This is a genomic window from Myxococcus sp. CA023, assembly GCF_010998615.1.
Taxonomy (GTDB): domain Bacteria; phylum Myxococcota; class Myxococcia; order Myxococcales; family Myxococcaceae; genus Myxococcus.
Genome location: NZ_JAAEAH010000030.1, coordinates 1 through 21,895 on the forward strand (window position 1 = coordinate 1; position 21,895 = coordinate 21,895).

Sequence of the window (21,895 nt, forward strand, 5' to 3'; positions counted from 1 at the left end):
CGTCCAGGTGGATGCGTCCGGAGGAGGGGCGGGGCTGGGACTGCGGCGCATCCTGGAGCACAGCGATGTGGTGGCCGTCCGTGTGGCCGCTGGCCGTGAGTCACGAGTCCTGTGCGTGGTGGACCTGGGGGAGGCCCGCCGCCGCGCCACACAACCCAAGTCGCTGCTGTTCTGTCTTCAATGAGGTCAGGGCCGGTGGATAGCCAGGTTTCCAACGCCATCATCAGCCGGCTCCGCGTGGGGACGATTACCCACGTCCGGATTTCCGGCGTCATCGACGAAACATTCCCACTGACGTCCGCCAGCCCGGAGATGAGCGGGCTGCTGGTGGTGGACTTGGGGCAGGTGGAGCGCATCAGCTCCTTCGGCGTGCGGCGGTGGATTGAGTTCGCCGCCAAGCTGCCCCAGGGGGCCCTGGGCCTCTACGTGGTCCACGCGCCGCCCGTCATCGTGGACCAGCTCAACATGGTGGAGGGCTTCGCTGGCGTCGCCCGCGTCCTCTCCGTGCTGGCGCCCTACACCTGCCGCGCCTGCAACGAGGACCGGCTGCGGCTGGTGAACCTGCTGGACGAGTTGCAGGTCATCTCCGAGGAACGCGCGCCCGACCATTCCTGTCCCGTGTGTCAGGGGCCGCTGGAGTTCGCGGACCTGCCGGGCGAGTTCTTCGACTACGCGCGGCGGCAGCAGTTCGGTCAGGTGGACCCGGTCGTCATGCGCTACCTGCGCGCCAGCATGCCGGCGGAGCAGCCGGAGCTGTCGCAGCACCTGAAGATCATCCAGGACGACATCACGTACATCACCCTGGCCAGCGCGCTGAAGGGTGACCTCAACGTGCGCCGGCTGGCGTCGGGCCTGGAGGGCCGCGTCGGCTTCGACTTCAGCCACGTCAGCAAGGTGGAGCCGGAAGCCCTGCCGAAGCTGGAGCAGGTGCTGGAGACGGCGGCGCAGGGCGCGCACGTGGTGTTGTGCCGGGTGCCGCCGCCCGCGCTGGCGGTGCTGGCGCGCTCGGCCAAGGTGTTGCCGGTGCGGCTGGCCACGCTGTGGCTGCCGTGTGACTGCCGCAACTGCGGGCAGGTGAGCCACCAGCGCCTCCAGGCCGTGGATTACCTGGACAGGTTGCGGGCGCAGGCGTCCGGCGTGGAAGTGCCGTGCCCCATCTGCGGCGGCAACGCGCGCGTCCCCCACATGCCCCAGCTCCAGGGGCTGCTGGCGCGGGTGCAGCTGACGGACCGGCCGCTGGAGGACCTGGAGGCGCTGGAGACGCGCGCCCTCAGTCAGTACCTCTTCGGCGCCACGAACATCGACCCGGCGGCCCGCCAGGGCGCGTCCACGGACATCTCCAACTCGCTGGGCAGCACCAAGCTGAGCATCATCCGGCGGCTGGGGCAGGGCGGCATGGCGGAGGTCTTCCTCGCCAAGCAGGTGGGCGTGAAGGGCTTCGAGAAGTTCCTGGTGATGAAGAAGATTCTCCCGCAGTTCGCGGAGAACCCCGAGTTCGTCGACATGCTCTTCGCGGAGGCCCGCGCCAACGCGCGGCTGACGCACCCGAACGTCGTGCAGACGTTCGACGTGGGCGTGTCCGACGGCGTCGCGTACATCCTCATGGAGTACGTGCGCGGGCCGGACCTGAAGAAGCTGGTCATCGAGCTGCGGCGCAAGGGCCTGGCGCTTCCGCTGGAGCATGCGCTGCGCATCGTCGCGGAGGTGGCCGCGGGCCTTCACTACGCCCATGCCTACGTGGACCCCGCGGGCACGCCGCACCCGGTGGTGCACCGGGACGTCAGCCCGCACAACGTCCTCATCTCGCTGGACGGCGCCATCAAGCTGAGTGACTTCGGCATCGCCAAGGTGGCGGGCGAGGAGCACACGCAGGCGGGCGTGCTGAAGGGGAAGATTTCGTACATCTCCCCGGAGGCTGCGTCCGGGCGCACGCTGGACGCGCGCAACGACGTGTTCGCGTTGGGCGTGGTGCTCTTCGAGTTGCTCACCGGCTCGCTCCCGTTTCGCAGGGACCACGACGCGGCGACGCTGCAAGCCATCGTCCGGGACCCCGCGCCAGTCCCTTCGCAGCTCAAGCCGAACATCCCGCAGGACGTCTCCGACCTCGTCCTCCGCGCGCTGGTGAAGGACCCGGCGCGCCGTACGCCGTCCGCCGCCGCGCTGCGCGAGGAAATCGAAGCGGTGATGGCGCATCACCGGCTCAACTCGTCGCCCGCGGCGGTGGCCCAGTTCTTCCGGGACACGCTGGGCGACCGGCTGGTGGAGTTCGCGCCGTCCGCCGTCGGCGGGACGGGAAGCCACCCGCGTCCGGTGCCTTCGGCCAGTGGCAGCGGCAACATCGGCAGTGGGGAGATGGCCGCGCCCACGGATGGACGGACGCCCAGCCGGGGCAGTGTGCCCATGGCCGGAAGCCGTCCTGGGATGGGTGGCAGTGGCGGTACTCCTCGCCCTGGCCCACCGGTTCCCCCGCCGCCCCCGACACGGCCCGTGGGCGTCGCCAGCGCGGCTGTGCGGCCTCCTGCGCCGCCTCCGGCGGACGACTCCTTCCCCGACATTGCCGTGTCCGAGGACGACGCGAACGACCGCACCGAGGTGGTGCCGCTCAACCTGGGCGCGCCGCCGCCTCGGACGGAAGCGCTGCCTCGGCCCGCTCCCGCGCCGCGTGCCTCTCAGCCGCAGCCCGCCATGCCGGCGGCGCCGCGTCCGTCCGGGCCGGTGCCAGGGCTGGGGCATGGGACTCACGCCAGCGCGGCCCGTCCCGCCCAGCCGCCTCCGCCGCGGCCCGTTGCGCCCGCGAGTCGCGCTCCCGCGCCCGCGGAAACGTCGGCGGGCAAGATGCCCCTATGGAAGTTTCTGGGCATCACCGGTGGCGGCGCCTTGGTGTTGGCCGTGGTGGCGGTGGTGATGACGCGCGATGGAGGCTCGAACTTCGTCAATGTGGGGCCCGGGGAGCACGTCTACGTCGGCGGCCTGCGCCACGAGCCGGGGACGGAGGTGCATGACCCGTCGGGCGGCCCGCTGCTCATCTCCACGGCGGTGGAGGGGAAGCTGCGGCGGTTCGGAACCACGCAGCAGCGCGAGGGCATCGACGTGCGCACGCTGGCGGACGCCTCGCCGGAGCCTGGCACCACGGGCCTGCTGAGCGTGACGGGCGCGGCCCCTGGCTGTGAGGTCCACGTCGGTGGCGCGTTGTTGCCGGGTGGAACGCCGCTGTTGAAGGCACGAATCGAAGCGGGCCGGGAGCTGGAAGTCCTGGTGCGCTGCCCCAGCGGCGTCAGCAAGCTGTGGGTGATGGCCGTGCCCGGACAGCAAATCGAAGTGAAGTCGCAACCGCGTAACTGAGCGGCGCGCTGCCGGGCGCCGAGCGGCGTCCCGGACGAAGGGTGCGAAACGCATGAAGGGCTGGACCCTCTTCCCTCACCTCGTGGTTCGCACCACGGGTTTTCCCTTCGATTGGCTGGAGCGGCTGGGGTGCCCGGAGGCCGCACGGGCCGCGCGCCAGCTGGCCTCGGCGCGGCGGGAGTTGGAGGCGCTGAAAGCCCAGGGCCCTCGGGTGAAGCGGCCATCGCGCGCGGTGCTGTCGGCCTTGAAGGCCGGGCGCCCGGTGGACCTCGAGGGAATGGAGTCACCCGAGCTGTTCGCGGAATGGAACGACCGTGCCCGGGCCGCGCAGGAGGCGGAGGCCACCTTTCATGCGGCGATGAAGCAGGAGTCCCTGGCGGTGGAGTCCGCGCTGAGGGCCCTGCGGCAGGAGCCGCGCTTCCTGGAGGCGGTGGCCAGCTCCAGCCCCCCCGTGGCGAGAGACTTGCTGGAGGGGCGAGACGGCGCGCGGTTGCGGCGGCAGGTGGCCAGCTATCTGCAACGCATGTGCGCGAAGAACGAGACGATGGGCTTCTTCGGTCCCATCAACTACGGCCGCGCGGACGCGGCGGCGCCGACGGGTGTGACGCTGCGTTGGTCCGGGCCGGAGGTGCTCACGGGGCGGAACACCTTCGCGGCGTCGTGGCTGGTGCAGGGGTTGGTTCGCGCCATCGCCTTCGACCCCGAGGTCGCCGCGTGGCTGGTGCTGCGCCGCAAGGCCTTCGCGGAGGTGCCTTCGCGCAAGACGCTGCCCGCGCCGGAGAGCGCGGAGGCGTTGCTGCCCCGGTTGGTGGAGGCGGTGGATGGAACGCGCACGCTCGCGGGGCTCGCATCATCGCTGGGCGTGGCCCCGGGCCTGGCGCGCGAGGCGGCGCGGATGGGCTGCGAGAAGGGACTGCTGACGCATCAGCTCGAGGTGCCCGCCGCCACGCATCACCCGGTGGACGATCTGGCCGAGCGCGTTGCGGGCCTGCCGTGTTCCGCGGCCCGGCGGCACGTGGAGGGCTTGAGCGCGCTGCTGGCGTTGATGGCCGGGTATGGCGCCGCGGATGCCGCGGGGAAGATGGCGCTCCAGGCAGCCTTCGCGAAGCGCGCGAGTGAGCAGTGGGGCGTGGCGCCGCCATCCGAGCGAGGGCCCGCGTCGGAGTCGCACAACTTCTACCAGGACCGGTTGGCGCTCCGGGAGGAGTGCGGCGGTGACCTGCGGCTGGAGGCCGGAGGTGAGCGGGCGCGTGAGCTGGTGACGCGCCTGGAGCCCGCGCTGGCGTGGATGGGAGTGGCGGCGCGGCGGACCCGGGAGGCCGCTCGCACCACCGTGGCGGAGCTGGTGGGGGCGCGCACGGTGCCGTTCTGGAAGGTGGCGGCCGCGTACTCGGACCGACCGGTGCCGTTGGATGGCTCGGTGGCGGAGGTGCTGGCTGGCGCAGTGGGAGACGCGTCCGCGCGCTGCGCGGACCTGGGCTCGGTGACGCCGCCGTCGCTGGACGGAGACGCGAAGGCGCTTCCGCTCGTCACGTCCATCGACCTGCTCGTGGGGGCCCGGGACGTGGAGGCCTGGAGCCGAGGTGAGTACGAGCTGGTGATGGGCGACGTGCACGACACGGCGCTGGTGTGGGGCTGGGCGCTCCAGTTCCACGAGGCGCGCGGCCGGGTGGAGAGCGCCATGGTGCGGGCGCTCGGCGCCTTGAGCAGGCCGGTGCCCCTGGTGACGGTGTTGGCGTCGCGGCGCACGGGCCTGCTGCCGTCGGAGTTCCCGGGGCCCGTGGTGGAGCTGGGCGGTGTCAGTGCCCGCGCCTCCGCGTGGCGGCTGCCGCTGGATGACCTGTTCGTGGAGAGTGATGGAACGCGGGCGCGGCTGGTGTCGAAGCGGCTGGGCTCCGAGGTGTGTCTCTACAACGGTGAGCTGGACAGTCTGGTGCACACCGCCTTCTCCCTGCCGCGCATCCGCCCGCTGCGCGTGTCGCTGGGCGAGCACACGCCTCGGTTGACCCTGGGCGGTGTGGTCGTGCAGCGCGAGCAGTGGCGGCTCTCGCAGGCGGAGCGGGAGGCGCTGCTCGCGGGCCGCGAAGACTCGGCGAGACTCCGCGCGGCGGTGAGCGTGTGGAGCGAGCGAGGGATGCCGGACTGCGTCTTCGCGAAGTTCAAGGACGAGCGAAAGCCGGTGCTGGTGGACGTGCGCAGCCCGCCACTGCTCCGCGTCTTCCTCAACCTGCTGGAGCAGAAGGAGGAGGTCATCCTGTCGGAGATGCTGCCCTCGCCGGACCAGCTCTGGCTGCGAAGTGCCTCGGGCGGGCGCCATACCGTGGAACTCCGTTGCACGCTGATGTGGGGTTCGGAGTCCGCTGCCGGTGCGCGGGAATGAGGCTGCTCGTCCTACCACCTCACCGCGACGTGACGCTCGTCCCAGAGGCGCCGGAAGGGTGGCAGTGCGTCGACGTGGCGCGCGACTTCTGCCGGCGCGTCTTCGCCCACGACGCGGTGGAGGCCGCCGCCGCCGCACGCGAGCGAGTTCCTGCTACCGCGCAGACGATGCGAGAGCTGCTGCTGTTGCGTGCCGCCCAGTCGCTGCATGCGCGCGCGGACTCGAGCGTGAGCACCCGCCTGCGCGCGCTGGGGGCGGTGCTCTCCGCCATTTCGGGGCCGCCCGACGGGGTGCACCTCCGGCTGGACGATGTAGAGCTGGAAGGCGGCACGACCGAGCGGAGCGCGGACGTCTTGCGCTCCTTGGACCAGCTCGCGTCCTATCGGGATGACCTGACCCTCGCCGCTGCTCGCTTCGCCGGTGCCGAGCGCGTGCGGCTCTGGCTCGAACGCGACCTGCAACTGCCTGCCGCGGCCTGGCTGGCGCGGGCCTGTCCGGATCAGGTACCGCTCGAAGTCGCGGGGCCGTTCGCCTGGGCGCACAGGGCCGTCCTGGCTCAACTGTCCGTGTTCCAGCGCGCCACCTTCGTGGACGCGGCCCCACTGCGCTGGCGCGTGTCGCCCGGATTGGATGAGACGGTCCGCTCGTCACTCGTCTGGCTTTCCGAGGCGCTGGAAGTGAGAGCCACCACTCCGGACACGGTGCGCGCCCTCACGGGAGGCGCGGAGGGGTGGGCGGGGCATGTGTCGCTCGATTCGCTCCTGCATCCGGACGTGCTGGTGGAGAGCGGCTGCAAGGTGGCCGTCGTGGGGTTCTGCGCCGTGGACGACGACGCCTGGAGCGACCCGTTGGGTGCGCGCGTCTCCCGAGAGGCGCTGGCTCAGGGCACTCGCCGGCTTCGGGACGCGGGGGTTCACCTCGTGGCGGAGTGGTGGATCGGCGCGCCCGGAGTCGACGAAGCGGAGCTCGACGCGACGCTCGCTGTGCTGGGCGCGGAACCGGTGTTCGACAAGCTCGCGGGAGTGCGTCCCTTCCACTGGCCTCGGACGCCTCCCGAGAGTGGCCGCCCGCTGCTGTGGCCGGACGTGAAAGTCGGCGCGCCTCCCTACGACCGGGACCTCGCGAGGAGCCGGCCCTTCGAGCACGCCCGGTCCATTCCCAGTGCCAGTGTTCCGCAGGTGCTTGCTGGGCTCGCGACGCGGCTGCTCGCGCGAGGGCCGCTGAGCCCGGGCCGGGTCGCCGCCGCGTGTCTTCCCGAGGTGTCTCGGCCCCGTGCAACGGACGTGAGCGCAGCGGCCATCCAGCTCGATGCGGACTGTGCATGGGTCCAGCTCCCGGCGGGCCTGGATGGTGCTCCGAAGCCGTCGTGGTTCGCGGCGAACCTCCGCACGGGCTCGGTGCTCGCGATGGACGCGCGGCTGGCGCCGAAGCTCGCCGGCCTCGTCCGGCCCATGGAAGTGGCCGGCGTGCTGGGGGCCGTTCCCCAGGCGCAGCGGGAGAAGCTGGTGGATACACTGGTGGCCAGGTCGGTGCTGACGAGGGTGAACGGATGAGCGAGCCCTGGACGTTGGGCGAGGTATTCGTGCTGCGGCACGCGGGCTTTCCCTTCGACTGGCTGGAGTCGCTGGGGATGTCTCAGGCGGTGCTGGACGACGTCGCCCGCTTGCTCGAGGCCGAGGACGCGCTCGTGGACGCCGTGCGCGCGGAGAAGGGCGCGTCCGGCGCGCAAGCCCTCCTCGATGCGCTGTCCCAGGGGCGTGAGCCCCGAATCGACGCACGGCTGGGGCCGGCGTTTCAGCTCGCATGGGCTCGCTACCAGGAGCGTCGCGCGTCCGTTCAGGCGAGCTACACCGCGGAACGAAAGACACTGCGACGGCAACTGCGAGAGCGAGCGGCGGACCCCGCCATCCAGGAGGCCGTGTTCCTCTCCAGCCCGGCGATGTTCGACAACGTCTGGGTGCGCTACCTGCGCGGCGGGGAGCGGCCGGACACGTCCGATGCGCGCCGGGTGGAGCGGCAGGTCTACACATACCTCCAGCGCTTCTGCGCGAAGAACGAGACAACCAGCTTCTTCGGCCCCATTTCCTACGGCGAGCGCACCACCGATGACGGCTACGACGTGCGCACGGTGCCCAGCGGAAACACGCGCCGCCGCACGTTCTTCTCCTTCTGGGCGGTGACGGAGTTGGCTCGCGCGGTGGGGCGGGAGCGCACGCTGCGCTCGCACCTGCCGCTGCGCCTCAATCCGCTCTTCACGGTGACACCGGGCCGCGCACGCTGCGAGCCGCTGAAGCTGGACGTCGCCTTGTCACCCGAGGCGGAGCGTCTGCTATCCGTGCTGCGCGAGCATCCCACACCCGCCGAAGCGGCCAGGGTGCTTGGCCTTCCGGTCGTGGACGTCGAGCGCCAGGCGCTGCCGCTGGTGAAGACCGCGTTGTTGCTCTGGGGCTTGCCGTTCCGGCCGAACGACTTCAGCACTTTCGAGAGCGTGCGGGACGCGGTGGCGGCGCTCCCCGACCTGGAGGCACGCACACGCTGGCTGGAGCGGTTCGAGGCCCTGGCGCGTCTCAAGGCGGACTTCGAAAGAGGAGACCTGGCCCAGCGGCGCGAACTGCTGCCGCGCCTGGAGGCTGCCTTCACGGAGGTTACGGGCAAGCCCGCGCGCCGAGGTGACGGACAGGTCTACGCGGACCGGCTCATCCTCTACGAGGAGGCGAGCTCGCCTTTTCGGCTGCGCTTCGGCGCGACCTTCACCGAGGAGCTGGAGGCGGCGCTGACAGGCGCGCTGGAGCTGTCGGCCGCCTATGGCGAGAAGGTGCAACAGGGCTTCCGGGAGCAGGTCCGCGACGCACTGGGTCCGGATGCGGGCCCCATGGACCTGCTGGACTACGCCGTGCGGCTGCGGCCCGATGGCGTAACGGGCAGCCGCTTCTCGCCCGTGCCGCCGGTGATGCTGGAGTCCGAGGAGGGCCGCGCGCGTGCGCTGCCCGTGGACTTCCTGGGCACGTCCACACCGGGCGGGCGCTACGCCTTGCCGGACGTGTGCCTCGCCGCGAAGCCGGACGGAAGCGGCTTCGAGGTGATGCTGGCGCGGGTCCACCACCACCTGCTGCTGTGGAGCTGGCTGAGCGCGTTCCAGCCCGAGCGAGAGCGGTATGCCTCGGTGGCTTCGCGTTGGCTGGAACAGGACACCGCGGCGCGGGGGCTCGTGGGGCTGGCCATCCGCAGGCGCAACAAGGGCTTCTACGTCTATCCGGGACGGCGGTTGGTGTACTCGGTGTCAGACGTGCTGGATGTGGACGAGGGGGCCCTGACGCCGGGGAACGTGAAGGTCCTTCCCACGACTGAAGGTCCGGTGTTGGTGGACGGGAAGGGGGAGCGGCTGAGCCTGTACCTGCCGCTCGATGATTTCTCGTCCTATCCACCGTTCGCGGCGCTGGCGCATCCCCAGGTGCTGCACGCGCCGCTGCGGACGCAGGGCAGTCACCTGCCGCGGCTCAGCGTGGGCGGCGCGGTGTACCAGCGCGAGCGCTGGAACCTGGCGGCGGAGCGGCTGGGAAAGCCCGCGGGCTTCGAACTCTTCCTCGCCGTGCAGCGGGAGCGGCGCGCGGGTGGGTGGCCTCGCTTCGTGTTCATGCGCAGCTCGAAGGAGCGCAAGCCGTACCTCATCGACACCGCGAGCCCCTTCGCCGTGGACCTGCTGTCACACCTGGCTCGGGACGCGGAGCGCCTGTCCGTGGAGGAGATGTACCCGGCACCGGAGCAGCTCTGGCTGAAGGACGAGCGGGGCCGTTACACCTGCGAACTGCGGATGCAGTTCACCCGCTGGAGCGAAGTACCGGCCTGACGCCCTTTGACAACCGGGGCGCATCGGTTACCAGAATGGTCCCTTCCCCGGCCTGGAGGTGCTTCCCGCCTTGCCAGGATTTCGGGTCCTTTTGAGGAGACAGTCAATGTCCGGTGAAAACGTCGTCGCTCCCCCCGCCAAGAAGCTGAAGCGGCCGGTGGAGGAGGTTCGCGCGGAGCTGCTGGCCGACGCGGACGTGAAGGAGCAGGCCCGTCTGCTCAAGGTGCCCGTCGAGGAGTACGTCGAGAAAATCATCGACTATGCCCTCAACCCGGAGAAGCCGCCTCAGATCCAGATCGTCCCCGACGAGGAGCTGAAGGCCAAGGACCCCAACGTGCCCACCATCGAGGAGCTTCAGGGGCACCTGCAGGACATCGTCGACGGCCGCGTCGTCATCAGCCGGGCGCATCAGCGGGACGGCTTCAGCGACCAGGACGCGGATGCTCGCTACAAGTCGGCGCTCGCGTCCGACGCGGTGCAGAAGGGCGCTCCCGAGAGCCGCAAGGGGACGTCCGCCGGCGATCTGCACGCCACGGAAGGCAAGAAGCCTTCCACCGACAAGAATTGATCGGCGGAGGAACTGCCCGGGGATCATTTCTCGGAATCCCCGGTGCCTTGCCCCTGAGCTAAGTTCCTGAATTCAAACGGTCTTTTGAGTGGCGTCCGGTTTTTTCGGGTAACGGGGAAACAAATACGCCCGTCCCCCGACAATTCTCACATCGGATGCACTTGATGGCTGCACCGCAGCCATCCTCTCAAGGGGAATTACCATGGGCGGTCTCAAGGGAATCGTTGGCAAGGTGCTGAACGTCGTCAAGCCGTTCGTCTCCGCGGTCAACCCGCTGCTGGGCGCGGCGATGGGCTTCGCCAGCGGCCTCATCCAGGGCAAGAACCCGCTCCAGGCGCTCATGGGCGCGGCGACGGACCTGATTCCGGGTGGCGGCGCCTTGAAGAACACGGTGGGCAAGTTCGCCAGCCAGTTCCTCATGGACGGCGCGGGCGGCAACAGTCTGGTGAGCAGCGCCCTCAACCTGGCCACGGGCAAGAGCAAGATCACCGACGTGCTGGGCGACCTGATGAAGAACACGGCGAAGACGGGCCTGAGCCAGCTGGGCATGAACAACGCGGCCGAGCTGTCCGCGCAGCGCATGTCGCAGTTCCTGGTTTCGTAATAGCATCGCCGGATGACGCCCATCCCCTACGTTCCAGAGCTGCACTTCGCTCAACTGCAGGAGTGGCTGCAGTTCTGGAACGATGCCGTCACGCCAGAGACGCTTCCGCAGACGGGCTTCATCATTCCTGGCAAGGCGGCGGGGTTTCTCTACCGGACCGACAGCTCGCTGGCCATGATTGAAACCCTGGTGGCCGCGCCGGGGCTGTCCAAGGAAGAGCGAAGCGCCGCCGTCGACCTCGTGGTGGCTGCCATCTGTGAGGAGTCCACGAGGCTCGGGTTTCAAGTGCTGGTGGGCTACACCCAGTTGGACGCGGTGGTGAAGCGCGCCGAGCGGCACGGCTTCATCTACGTGGATGGTGGCTTTCACGTCATCGCCAAGCGCCTCAGGTGAAATGAAGCCTGGGGCCGACATCTTGATTCTCGGAGCCGGTGTCGTGGGCCTTTCGGCCGCGCGCCGGCTTTCTGCTTTGGGCGCGAGCGTCACGGTGCTGGACGCCGTGGAGCCCGGAGGCCGGGGCTCGCGCGCCGCCGCCGGAGTCGCCATTCCATCCGTGCGGCTGTTCGATGACCCGGTGATGCTGGCGTTCGCCCGGGCGGGCCGCGGCACCCTGGCGGAGGACCTGGCCTCGCTTCCGGGAGGCGACCAGCTTCGCCGAGGCAACGGCATCCTCCGCGTCGTCGCGGACGCGAAGGCGCGCGATGCGCTGGCGGCGAAAGCGGTGGCGGATGCGGAAGGACTGGGCACCTGGCGGGATGCCGCGAGCCTGGTGTCGCTTGAGCCCGCGCTGGAAGGTACGCCGCTGTTCGGTGCCTTCGAGACGGACCAGGGCCACCTCGTGGACACGGATGGTTACGTCGACGCGCTCCTGAAGGCCGCTGCCCACGTGGGCGTGCAGTTGCGGCTGGGCGTGGCCGCGCGCTCCGTTTCAGAATCCTTCACGGGGGTTGAGGTCCAGACGGAAGGGGAGACGTTCCGGGCGGACCGGTTGCTCGTGTGCGCGGGGCCCTGGTCGGCAGGCGTGGAGGGGTTGCCTTCGTTGGCGTTGAAGCCCTTGCGTGGGCAGATGCTGGTGGTGCACCAGCCCGGATTGCACCTGACGCGCGTCGTCTCGGGGCCCTCGTACCTGGCGCCGTGGCGCTCGGGCGAAATCGTCGTGGGGGCGACGGAGGAGGACGCGGGCTTCGTGGAGCAGGTGACGCCCGCGGGCCTGCTGCACCTCAGTGCCACCGTCGCGAAGCTGGCGCCGCGACTGCGTGACGCCCGGTTCGTCCGCGCATGGGCGGGGCTGCGGGCCGCGACGCCGGATGGCCACCCGTACATCGGCCGTCATCCCGGCACCCGGCGCACCTACGTCGCCACGGGGCTGGGTGGCCAGGGCATCCTGACCGGTGCGTATGCCGGTGCCTTGCTCGCGGAGCTCGTGGCGCACGGCCATTGTGCCGCCGCCGAGCCGTTCTCGCCCGCGCGCATCACCGACGGTTCTCCGCTCACAACGCGCTGAGCAGGTTCTCGGAGCTCACGGATGCGCTGATGCGCGCCGGTGGGGCACTCGCCCGGGGAAGGCGCCGCGCCCCAGCGGGACGTCAGTACAGGTTCACCGGGTCAAACGGGCGGTTGAGCTTCGTCCGGGCGCGAGGCAGCACCTCGTGTACCGCCTTCGCATCCCCCTGTGCGAGCGCGGCCTTCAGCGCCTCCGTCTGCTTCGGCCACGTCGTGCTCGCCTCAGCGCACCGCACCGCCTCCGACCAGTCCGTGCGCCCAGCCGCCACGGCCTGTCCAGCCAGGCTCTCCGCCGTCTTCAGCGGGTCCCCAATGGCGCGCGCATGCTCCTCCGCGCGAACGAACCAGTCCACGGCGACAGCGGGCTTCTGCTCGTCCAGGAGCAAGCGTCCCAGCTCCGCGGCAATCACCTGCCGGTGGAACGAGTCACCCAGCGCATCGGCGTTGGCGAACGCCTCGGTGAAGTGGGCCACCGCCGCGTCACGCTCGCCAGCGGCCAGCTCCAGCCCCGCCAGCCGGTAGCGGTGGTGCTTGGCGAAGTTCACGCCCCAGCTCTCGCTGATCTTTTCGAACCGGCGCCACGTGGCGATGGCATCACCGAACTGCCGCGCCGTCTCCTGCAGATAGCTGGCGTTGGAGATGAGGTTGATTTTCAGGTGCGTGGCGCTCGCGTCGTGCAGGTCCCCCACGCAGCGCATGGCCTGCTTCTCCTCCACCAGCGCAGTGTCCAGCTTGCGCTCCAGGAACCACGTCAGCGCGCAGACATTGCGCAGCCAGCCCTCCTGGAGCGCCCGGTCTGGCGATGTGCTGCGCTCCAGCGCGGCCAGTCCCGCGGCCACCTCCGTCCGCGCGTTGGGAAGCTGTCCGAAGCGCTTCGTCAGGGTGAGCGCGCGGAACATGTGCAGCCGCGCCACCAGCTCGGGAGGAATCCGGCATGCCAGCCCTCGCCCAAATGCCTCCATCGCCGCGTCGTGCGCGCCGGTGTAGACATGGACCACGCCCATGCTGCGCGCGAACAGGGCCTTCAGCTCCTCGACGTCACCCAGGCTGGCGCGGTCAATCTCGATGGCGGGCGTGGCGAAGCCCGTGTCCAGCGTCTCCCAGGCCTGGACCACGCGAGACGCCAATGCCGCGTCCGCGTTCGCCGCCAGCACCGCCAGCCCCTGCTCGGCGGCCAGCATGGCGCCTTCGTAGTTGGTGGTGAAGAAGCAGCTCCGGATGGCGAGGATGGCGGCGGCCACCCGTGTTTCGGGCGCCTGGGCCGCGTCCACGGCGACCTGGAGATAGCGCCCCTCCAGGTCCACCGGCGCTTCCAGCGCGCGCGATGACACCGGACCGGGCGTCGGCACGCGGGGCGCACGCATCCGGTCGCACAGCGCATCCAGGTAGGCCTGCCGCCGGAACTCGAAGGACTCCGCGCCATGGGGCCGGCGCACGTTCCACCCGGTGAACAACAGGGTGCCGTCCAGCCCTTCCAAGCGGCTCCACTCGGCCGCCCGCATCACCGCGCGAAGGCTCACCAGGTCACATTCACCCGCGCCATGGAGCACCAGGGGCCGGCCGCTGACGCGCAGCGTCTCCACGATGGCCTTCGCGGCCACGTTGAGGACCCAGAACATCTGCTCCGACTCGCGGTGGAGGCGGCGCTCGGAGGGCGTCAGCGCCAGGTCACCGAGGTCCGGCACGCCGTCGATGGCGCCGGGAAACAGCCGGTTCCATTCGGAGGGATGGGCGCGGGACAGGGTGTGGACGACCTGGGGCGCGGCGGCTTCACACGCGCGAAGGACCTTTCTCAGCCCACCGAACGCGACAGGCAGGGCCACCCCCACGTCGACTTCGATGGCGTGCGAGGGCAGCGCGGCGGGCAGCGACGTCTCCACGGTGACAGCCAGCTCGCGGGGACGCGCGAAGGGGGGACTCACGGGAGGCTCCTCGGAGGGGCGCAAGGTGGGGGCGAGACACAAAATCTGTCTCACACGCATCTTCACACCCTCTCAGGAACTGAGCAATCTGGCCTGCCCGGAAAATATCAGGTGAAACGTCACATTCCGGGCGTAGCAGGATGTGTCGAGCCCAGCGCCTGGAGATCCGTTCCCAGCGGAGAACGGGAACGTCAGTCATGCGTGCCGATGTGCTGATCGCCGTGGTGAGCGCAAACCCAGTGGAAGGCGCAGGAGCACGCCACGGCGCGGGCGCGTGTGCAGCACCGGCCGCCGAAGTGCTCAGGAAGGGCCGTGGCCTCGTCGTCCTCGGGAGGCTCTGGCAGGCACCGGGGCGCCGAGCGGCCGGAATCGGCGGGCTCATTGTCGCAGCAGCCGCGCTCCATGCAGCGGGGGCACAGGGACAGCTCGCAGTGGGCGCACCAGTCGAACACTTCACCGGAGCTTCCGCGGCGCTCACATCCTCCACAACTGTCGAACATGGACGACCTCCAGTCGCATGCGGATGAAGGTAGAGAGGGGGTCTGACAGGTGAAGCGTCCAATCCGTCACGCTCCACGTGTGAAGGCTTCCATCGGTGAACGCCCGGCGGGGGGAATGTGGGGCAATGAACCGTCGTGAGAGGAATACGGCGCGCGGTTGGAACAAGCTGGAGGAGGGGCCCGTCATACCGGGGGAAGGAGCAGAGCCCATGCGCAGGCCACGGCGGATCATCGGTGTCTTCGGTTCTGGCAAGGAGGACCACGCGGAGCGGGTCATCCCGCTGGTCCGGTGGATCGCCGAGGCGGGCTTCGACCTGCTCACGGGCGCGGGCAGCGGGGTGATGCGGACGGCGGCGGATGCCTTCGTCCAGGTGGAGTACCGGCACGGCATCTCCATTGGCATCGTCCCAGGCACGGTGGAGGGCGGCGAGTACCGGCCCCGTTCGGGCTACCCCAATCCCAACGTGGAGCTGCCCATCTACACGCATCTGCCGCTCAGCGGAGAGCAGGGGACGGAGCCGCTCAGCCGCAATCACATCAACGTGCTCACGCCGCACGCCCTGGTGTCACTGCCCGGGGGCGCGGGCACGGTGGCCGAGGCGGCCCTGGCCCTGCGTTATGGCAAGCCGGTCATCCTCTACGGGCCGCCGGAGTCGTTCCGGCGCTTCCCAGCGGAGCTGGAGCGGACGGACTCCCTGGAGCGGGTGGCCGAGTTCCTCCGGGCCGCGGTGCGTGATCCGCTCCGCCTGGCCGTGCCGTAGCCGCTGGAAACGTCTAGGATGATGCACTCGGGGGAACGGGCGGGAGCCACCCAGGCAGGGCGGGCCGCGTCGTCTCGAGTGCGCCATCATGATCAGTCCCGACCATCCGCTCGCCAGCTGGTTCCTCGTCATCGCCGGGACGCTCTTCCTGGTCGTCATCGCGATTCCCCTGCTGCTGATGCCCCTGACGTGGGCGCGCTGGTTCGGGTGGCGGCTGCCGGAGGGGAACAATCACCTCACGGTGTACTTCGGGCGCTGCCTGGGAGCGGTGGCGCTGGCCATCATCCTCACGGCGGCCCGCTTCGTGTCACGGCCAGGCCCCGCCATCTTCGACCTCATCGGCTGGGTGTGTGCGGGAATGGTGGTTGTCCATACCTGGGGAGCGCTGAAGAAGGCGCAGCCGGTGTCGGAGACGGTGGAGATCGGCTTCTATGCGGTGGTAGGCGTGCTGGCCATGTGGATCCGCTTCAACGCCCTGAGCTGAGCGCACGCCCATGTCTCCGGTGGACATCGACCCCATCCTCGCGACGTTGGCGCCCTACATCCCCGGCGCCGTGCTCCGGCGTCTGGAGCGCACGGAGGCGCACGCGCTGCCGCTCGTGGAGCCGGTGCGAGGCGCCATCCTGCTCCTGGACATCGCGGGCTTCACGCCCATCGTCGTCAGCCTGAGTGGCGCCGGGCCCCGCGGCATCGATGCGCTCCAGCGGCTCCTGACGAGCTACTACACGGAGATGATCGACGTCGTGAAGGACCACGGCGGCGACATCTACCAGTTCGCCGGTGACTCCATCCTGGCCTGCTTCGAGGTGGAGCCGGGCGTGGACGCCAGCGGCGCGGTGCAGCGCGCGGCCCGGTGTGCGTTGGACGTCCAGCAGCGGCTGTCCCGCTTCGCGAAGTTGGAGCTGCTGGGCCAGCGCTTCAGCGTGTCGTCGCGCATCGGCATCGGGTTCGGCGAAGCCCACCGGGTGGTGTTGGGCGCCACGGGCATGTGGATGCACCCCGCGCTCATCGGCCAGCCGCTGGCGCAGGCGGTGGCGGCGGAGAAGCGGGCCACGGTGGGGGAGGTGCTGCTCAGCCCGGAGGCGTGGGCCCTGCTGCCGGAGCCGGCCCGTCAAGGCGAGGCCCGCGGCAACGCGTACCGCCTGGCGCCCACCGTGCCGTTGCGCGTGCCTCCAGCGCCCGGCTTCGTGTTGCCCTCGGGGCCGGAGATGGTGGCCCGGTGCTCGCTGCTGCTGCACCCGGTGCTCTTCACGAAGATCACGACGGCGCACCAGGAGTTCAGCGGCGACTTCCGCGACGTCACCTGCTTCTTCCTCCGCTTCGACAGTCAGCGTGCGTCCGCGCGGCCGGAGGACTTCACCCGCGAGCTGAACGCCTTCTACGAATACGTCCAGCGGGAGAGCGCGCACCACGGCGGCGTGTTGCTGATGACGGACTTCACCGACAAGGGGAACGTCCTCTACGTCATCTTCGGCGCGCCCACGGCCTTGCAGAGCAAGGAGGTGCTGGCCTGCCGGCTCGCGTGCAAGCTGATGCGGGAGCGGGAGTCCTTCCCCTTCGTCTCATCGCTGCAGATTGGCATCGCCACCGGTCCGGCCTACTTCGGCGACATGGGATCGCCCTGGCGCAAGGGGTACTCCGCGCTCGGCGAAGTCGTGAACATGGCCGCCCGCCTGATGACGCACGGGCAGGGCAGCGGCATCCACATCGATGCGCAGACGGAGCGCAAGCTGCACCAGGGCGGCTTCGACACCGAGTTCGTGGAGGATGCGCGGCTCAAGGGCGTGTCACGCGCGGTGCCTGTCTACCGGCTGTCGGCGGAGGTGCGCCGCAGCCTGTTCCTCAAGGGCAAGGGCGACATCGTCGGCCGGCAGCGCGAGGTGGAGGCGCTGCGCCAGGCCGTCGACGAATCGCTGGAGGGCCACGGCCGCATCTGCGTGGTGTCGGGCGAAGCGGGCATCGGCAAGTCGCGGCTGGGCGCGAAGGTGGTGGAGGTGGCGGAGGCGCGGGGGGCCCACAGCCTCTACGGCATCTGCTACTCGTACGAGATGTTCACGCCCTTCTTCCCGTGGAAGGAGGTGCTGGTCCAGCTCTTCGGCCTGCACGAAGGCGACGACGTGGAGACGCAGCTGTCCCAGCTGCGCCAGGGCTTCGCGGGCCTGGAGGACACGGGGCCGGAATGGATACCCGTGCTCGCGGGCATCCTGGGGGTGCCCGTGGAGGAGTCACCGCTCACGCGCGACCTGGATGCCCGGCGGAAGAACCAGAAGCTCTTCCAGATCATCCTCCAGCTCCTGGAGAAGGTGTCGCGCCAGACGCCGGTGCTGCTCTTCTTCGAGGACCTGCACTGGGCCGACAACATCTCCGTCGACCTCATCGAGTTCGTCGCCGCGCGGCTGTCCCCGTTGCGGGTGACGCTGCTGGTGACGATGCGGCCGGGCGAGCACCTCAAGAGCCTCAAGGGGCTGCCCGGGCTGCGATGGTTGGACTTGTCCAGCCTGGATGACGAGGACACGCGGGCGCTGCTGCGGCTGCACCTGCGCATGGAGACGCCGGCCACGGCGCTGGAGGACCTGCTGCTGGCCAAGGTGCAGGGCAACCCGTTCTTCACTGAGTCCATCGTCCAGGGCATGGTGGAGAAGGGCTACCTGGGACCGGTGGCGCCGGGCGCGGAGCGGTTGGAGCTCAAGCGCAGCCTGCAGGGGCTGGAGCTGCCGGACTCCATCCAGGACGTGGTGCTGGCGCGCATCGACCTGCTCTCGGAGACGGAGAAGCTGGTGGTTCGCGTGGCCTCCGTGGTGGGCCGCATCTTCACGCTGGAGGCGGTGGCCGCGCTGGCGCCCGGTTCGGTGTCCCCGGAGCGGATTCGCGAGGCCATCGATACGCTGACGCGGCTGGGGCTCATCCTCCTGGAGTTGGAGGAGCCCTTCACCTGCATCTTCAAGCACATCGTCATCCGCGACGTGGCGTACACCACGCTGCTGGTGTCCGCGCGCGAGGACCTGCACCGGCGCATGGCGCGCTTCATCGAGGCCCGCGCCGGGGAGAACCCCGTCAAGTCGGCGGGAATCCTGGCCTACCACTCGCTGGCTGGAAACGACGAGGTGAAGGGCCTGGAGTACACGTTGATGGCGGCGCGCAGCGCGCGCGAGCAGTACGCCAACGACGACGCCGTCCACCACTACAACCGGGCCATGGAGATCCTGGGTGGCACCGTGGCGTTGGACCCGGAGGAGGTCCTACGCAAGACGCACGTCGTGATGAAGGAACTGGCGGAGACCCTGCTCAACGCGGGAAACTACGCGGGCGCCATCCTCATGTTCGAGCAGTGCCTGGCGGACGAGGAGCAGGTGCCGCGCCGCGCGGAGATTCACCTGGGCCTGGGCCGGGCCTACCAGGAGAAGGGCGAGTCAAAGCGCGCCATCCAGGAACTGGAGACGGCGCTGGAGCTCATGGGGCGCACGATGCCGCGGGGCATGGCGGCGCTGGTGCTGCGCTCGGTGCTGGCCATGGGGCTGCACCTGCTCTACGGCCTGTTCCCCTGGCTGGTGCGGCCACTGGGCGCGCGGCTGCCGCTGTACCTGAAGCAGCTGTCCACGCTCATCTCGCTCATCAAAATCTACTACTTCGCGGACATCGGGAAGCTCACCTGGGCCACGCTGGTGGCCACGACGATGGCGGAGCGCTCGCGCAGTGAGTACGGCCTGAGCCTGGCGACCAGCTACTACGGCTCACTGCTGTTCGGCTCGGGGATGGTGGGGCGCTCAGGGCACTGGTGTCAGCGCGCGCTAGAGCATGCGCGGCGCTCTCGGGATACGGCGGCGGAGGGCGTGGCGTTGAGCCGGCTGGCCACGCAGTCCATCTTCACCAACGAGCAGGCCCGCGCCACCGAGTACGGCGAGCAGGCGGTGTCGCTGCTGCGGCAGGTGGGGGACATGTGGGAGGTGCAGACGGGCCTGATGATGCTGGCCACCAGCCAGTTCCTGGCCTCGCGCTTCGAGGACGCGGAGCGCGCGTACCGGGAGATGGGGCGCGTGGGCGTGGAGCTCAACGCGCTGATGCACCAGGGCTGGTCCCACGCGTGGGTCCCCATGTGCCGCTACCTGCGGGGCGATGGAGACGTGGGAGAGCTGTGCGCGGAGCTGGAGGAAGGCCTGCGCATCAGTATCGACGTCCAGGACCTGGCCAACCAGTGCGCCAGCCTCAATCACCTGGTCAACGTGGCGGTGCGCGAGCACCAGGTGGAGGAAGCCGCGCTGATGGCGGTGCGCGCCGACGAGGCGCTGTGGCGCTACCACGTGCTGGTGCCCTTCCTCCAGATTGGTCTCGTGGACGCGGCGGAGGGCGCGCTCTTCGCGCTGGAGCAGGGCGCTGTCTCCGTGCCGCGCGAACAACTATGGGCCCTCTACCGCCGCTGCGCGCTCAAGGCGCGGGCGTTGGGGGCGCTCTACCCATACCTGCGCGGCCCGGCCATGCGGGTGATGGCGCGTGCGAAGGCGCTGAAGCGGGGCGCGAAGGCCGCGGAGCCGCTGTTCGACCGCGCGCTCGAGGTGCTGGAGGCCACGCCCAACCGCTGGGAGACGGGCGTGGCCTACCTGGACGCGGCGGCGGCGTTGCCTCACCGGCGCACGGCGTTGCTCGCCCGTGCGCGTGGCATCTTCACCGCCATCGACGCGCAGGCGGAGCTGCGGCGGGTGGATCGGCTGGAGTCCGGGCCTCAGGATGCGGCGCCGATGCTGGCGGCGGCGCTCACGTGAGCCGCTGCGGCTGAAGGCCAAGCTGGGCCATCTGCTGCGTGTCCCAGTACTCCAAGGCGTCCTGCCCGGCGATGTAGCGCCGTGCCGTGTTCTTCACCGGGTTTCGGATGCTCACGATTTCGGGCCCGGAGAAGAGGATGGTCTGCTTGTACCGGGGCACGTCGCTCATCGTGAGCTTGGACCAATAGTGGCGGGCGATGTTGGGCAGGCTGCCGAGCTGCGCGCAGAGCCGGTGGAAGTGCTCCACCACCTCGGATGTGTCCAGGTTCTTGGGACGGTGGCAGAGCGTGTAGCCGTCGTAGTCGCGGCTCAAGGTGCCTGGCAGCAGGCGGTTCTCTTCCTGGAGCTCGCGGAAGAAGGGCGTCTCCGGATAGGGGCAGACGATGCCCAGGAAGGTAACGGAGAAGTACTGGAGGTCGGAGAGGTACTCGGGGAGCTTCTCCAGGTACGCGTTGGTGTCTCCGTCCGAGCCCACGATGAGGCCGAAGGACAACAGGATGCCGGAGGAGAAGACGCGGCGGATGACGGCGTCCACTTCGCTCAGCTTGTTCTGGCCTTTGTTCATGGCCTTGATGGAGTCGGGGTTGAGGGACTCCAGGCCTGTGTAGACGTAGCGGCAGCCCGCCTTGGCCATCAGCTTCACCAGCGACTCGTCCTTGAGGACGTTGAAGGTGAGGGCGCAGCCCCACGTCTTCTTGAGCGGGATGAGGGCTTCGCACAGCTCGCGCAGGTATTTCGGTGAACCACCGAGGTTGTTGTCGAGGAACACGAAGGCGTCATCCATCAGCCCCATGAAGTTGGGGTTCCAGTGCATGTGCTGCTGGATTTCGTCGATGACGTGGGCGACAGGGCGATAGCGGTAGCGCTCGTTGCCGGTGAGGACGCAGAAGTTGCAGGAGAAGGGGCAGCCGCGTGAGGCCTCGATGCCTGGCAGGCGCAGCTTGTTGTGGGTGAAGTCGATGAGGTCGTAGCGGTAGGGCCGGATGGCGGCGGGGCCCAGCGGCGGGTGCTGGTAGCGCGGCTGGAGCTGGCCTTTCTCGAAGTCCTCGATGAGCGCGGGAACGTTGGCCTCGGGCTCGCCGGTGATGACGGCGTCGAAGTACTGCTGTGCGTCGTCTGGGAAGTAGCTGGCGTGGCGGCCGCCGGCGACTGTCGTCATTCCTCGCTGGCGGAAGAGGGTGGAGAGCACCTTGGTGTGCTCGTAGAAGGAGTGCAGATAGGAGAAGAAGACGAGGTCCCAGTGGCGGTCCATCGGGATGTCGCGCTCCTTCTCGTTGAAGATCTCCACCTCCACGTGCGGGGGGCACAGGCCGGCGATGAGCTCCGGCACGGAGGACTGCATGATGGAGGGCTCTTTGAGGCGCAGCCGGGTGGGGTGCGTGTACGTGGCGATGACGGCAATCCGCATGCGATGACGTGGCTCCAAGACGAGGCGGCGTGGCCACGGTGCGGCAAGGAGCACTTGTCACATGGTTCGGCTCCCCCCGGCCTGGCCGTGAAAGCAGAATCCCCCCGTTTCAAGCTTCACGCAAAATGACAGCGGCTTGATGTCGGGGACCGGCGACGCGGGCGATGCATGAACGTCCACTCCACACCCCGCAACACGCGCTCAAGCGGAAGGATGAGACGGAACCATCGCAAGTTCCAGACTGTCGTGTTTCGCGCGCGGTTCATCGTGCAGTCGGCTTCGTCACACCGTGTGCATGGAGTT

At 69.5% G+C, this 21,895-nt stretch carries 13 protein-coding genes and 1 pseudogene; 12 read left to right on the forward strand and 2 right to left on the reverse strand.

The genetic code is table 11. The features are described from left to right. The 9 genes and pseudogenes from F8M74_RS15155 to F8M74_RS15195 form a co-directional block, all read left to right on the forward strand. Nucleotides 1–184, forward strand: a pseudogene (locus tag F8M74_RS15155) (hypothetical protein); the annotation flags it as partial. A gap of 11 nt (nucleotides 185–195) precedes the next feature. Further along, entirely contained in the window at nucleotides 196–3,342 is a 3,147-nt protein-coding gene (locus F8M74_RS15160; protein ID WP_141253168.1) for a serine/threonine-protein kinase, read from the forward strand. 52 nt (nucleotides 3,343–3,394) lie between these two features. After that, the gene (locus F8M74_RS15165) at nucleotides 3,395–5,722 is read left to right on the forward strand and encodes a lantibiotic dehydratase (protein ID WP_141253169.1); all 2,328 of its coding nucleotides are present in this window, start codon (nucleotides 3,395–3,397) and stop codon (nucleotides 5,720–5,722) included. Further along, nucleotides 5,719–7,275, forward strand: coding sequence for a hypothetical protein (locus F8M74_RS15170; RefSeq protein WP_141253170.1), 1,557 nt, complete (start codon nucleotides 5,719–5,721; stop codon nucleotides 7,273–7,275). The genes F8M74_RS15165 and F8M74_RS15170 overlap by 4 nt, the downstream gene beginning before the upstream one ends. Continuing rightward, nucleotides 7,272–9,569 carry a lantibiotic dehydratase gene (locus F8M74_RS15175; protein WP_141253171.1) on the forward strand — a complete coding sequence of 766 codons (2,298 nt, stop codon included), beginning with the start codon at nucleotides 7,272–7,274 and terminating at the stop codon, nucleotides 9,567–9,569. The genes F8M74_RS15170 and F8M74_RS15175 overlap by 4 nt, the downstream gene beginning before the upstream one ends. A gap of 106 nt (nucleotides 9,570–9,675) precedes the next feature. Next, nucleotides 9,676–10,137 (forward strand): hypothetical protein, encoded by a 462-nt coding sequence (locus F8M74_RS15180; RefSeq protein ID WP_171410194.1) that lies wholly within the window; start codon nucleotides 9,676–9,678, stop codon nucleotides 10,135–10,137. A gap of 202 nt (nucleotides 10,138–10,339) precedes the next feature. Beyond that, nucleotides 10,340–10,741, forward strand: a complete 402-nt coding sequence (locus tag F8M74_RS15185) for a hypothetical protein (protein WP_141253173.1) — start codon at nucleotides 10,340–10,342, stop codon at nucleotides 10,739–10,741. A 12-nt stretch (nucleotides 10,742–10,753) separates the two neighbouring features. Further along, nucleotides 10,754–11,134 (forward strand): hypothetical protein, encoded by a 381-nt coding sequence (locus tag F8M74_RS15190; protein ID WP_141253174.1) that lies wholly within the window; start codon nucleotides 10,754–10,756, stop codon nucleotides 11,132–11,134. A 1-nt stretch (nucleotide 11,135) separates the two neighbouring features. Continuing rightward, a complete protein-coding gene (locus tag F8M74_RS15195; RefSeq protein ID WP_239004923.1) occupies nucleotides 11,136–12,245 on the forward strand; it encodes an FAD-binding oxidoreductase in 1,110 nt (369 codons plus the stop codon). Nucleotides 12,246–12,327: 82 nt separating this feature from the next. On the opposite strand, the gene F8M74_RS15200 is transcribed toward F8M74_RS15195, so the two are convergent. After that, nucleotides 12,328–14,166: a lipopolysaccharide assembly protein LapB gene (locus tag F8M74_RS15200; RefSeq protein WP_228559755.1), complete on the reverse strand. Its 1,839-nt coding sequence runs from the start codon at nucleotides 14,164–14,166 to the stop codon at nucleotides 12,328–12,330. A gap of 709 nt (nucleotides 14,167–14,875) precedes the next feature. On the opposite strand from F8M74_RS15200, the gene F8M74_RS15210 reads away from it, so the two are divergent. The 3 genes from F8M74_RS15210 to F8M74_RS15220 all read left to right on the forward strand — a co-directional run bounded on the left by F8M74_RS15210 (nucleotide 14,876) and on the right by F8M74_RS15220 (nucleotide 20,184). After that, entirely contained in the window at nucleotides 14,876–15,427 is a 552-nt protein-coding gene (locus F8M74_RS15210; RefSeq protein ID WP_141253178.1) for a molybdenum cofactor carrier protein, read from the forward strand. An 88-nt stretch (nucleotides 15,428–15,515) separates the two neighbouring features. Continuing rightward, nucleotides 15,516–15,911, forward strand: coding sequence for a hypothetical protein (locus tag F8M74_RS15215; protein WP_141253179.1), 396 nt, complete (start codon nucleotides 15,516–15,518; stop codon nucleotides 15,909–15,911). Between the two features lie 10 nt (nucleotides 15,912–15,921). After that, on the forward strand, nucleotides 15,922–20,184 hold the full coding sequence (locus F8M74_RS15220; RefSeq protein WP_141253180.1) for an AAA family ATPase: 4,263 nt from the start codon (nucleotides 15,922–15,924) through the stop codon (nucleotides 20,182–20,184). Here the strand turns inward: F8M74_RS15220 and F8M74_RS15225 are convergent. Continuing rightward, nucleotides 20,177–21,592, reverse strand: a complete 1,416-nt coding sequence (locus F8M74_RS15225) for a radical SAM protein (RefSeq protein ID WP_171410195.1) — start codon at nucleotides 21,590–21,592, stop codon at nucleotides 20,177–20,179. The two genes, F8M74_RS15220 and F8M74_RS15225, sit on opposite strands and share 8 nt — an antisense overlap. Nucleotides 21,593–21,895: the final 303 nt, after the last annotated feature.

Coding starts and splice junctions, on each gene's coding strand:
- F8M74_RS15170 (WP_141253170.1), top strand. CDS start 5,719: ATGAGGCTGCTCGTCCTACCACCTCACCGCGACGTGACGCTCGTCCCA.
- F8M74_RS15225 (WP_171410195.1), bottom strand. CDS start 21,592: ATGCGGATTGCCGTCATCGCCACGTACACGCACCCCACCCGGCTGCGC.
- F8M74_RS15190 (WP_141253174.1), top strand. CDS start 10,754: ATGACGCCCATCCCCTACGTTCCAGAGCTGCACTTCGCTCAACTGCAG.
- F8M74_RS15165 (WP_141253169.1), top strand. CDS start 3,395: ATGAAGGGCTGGACCCTCTTCCCTCACCTCGTGGTTCGCACCACGGGT.
- F8M74_RS15180 (WP_171410194.1), top strand. CDS start 9,676: ATGTCCGGTGAAAACGTCGTCGCTCCCCCCGCCAAGAAGCTGAAGCGG.
- F8M74_RS15195 (WP_239004923.1), top strand. CDS start 11,136: ATGAAGCCTGGGGCCGACATCTTGATTCTCGGAGCCGGTGTCGTGGGC.
- F8M74_RS15220 (WP_141253180.1), top strand. CDS start 15,922: ATGTCTCCGGTGGACATCGACCCCATCCTCGCGACGTTGGCGCCCTAC.
- F8M74_RS15175 (WP_141253171.1), top strand. CDS start 7,272: ATGAGCGAGCCCTGGACGTTGGGCGAGGTATTCGTGCTGCGGCACGCG.
- F8M74_RS15185 (WP_141253173.1), top strand. CDS start 10,340: ATGGGCGGTCTCAAGGGAATCGTTGGCAAGGTGCTGAACGTCGTCAAG.
- F8M74_RS15215 (WP_141253179.1), top strand. CDS start 15,516: ATGATCAGTCCCGACCATCCGCTCGCCAGCTGGTTCCTCGTCATCGCC.
- F8M74_RS15210 (WP_141253178.1), top strand. CDS start 14,876: ATGCGCAGGCCACGGCGGATCATCGGTGTCTTCGGTTCTGGCAAGGAG.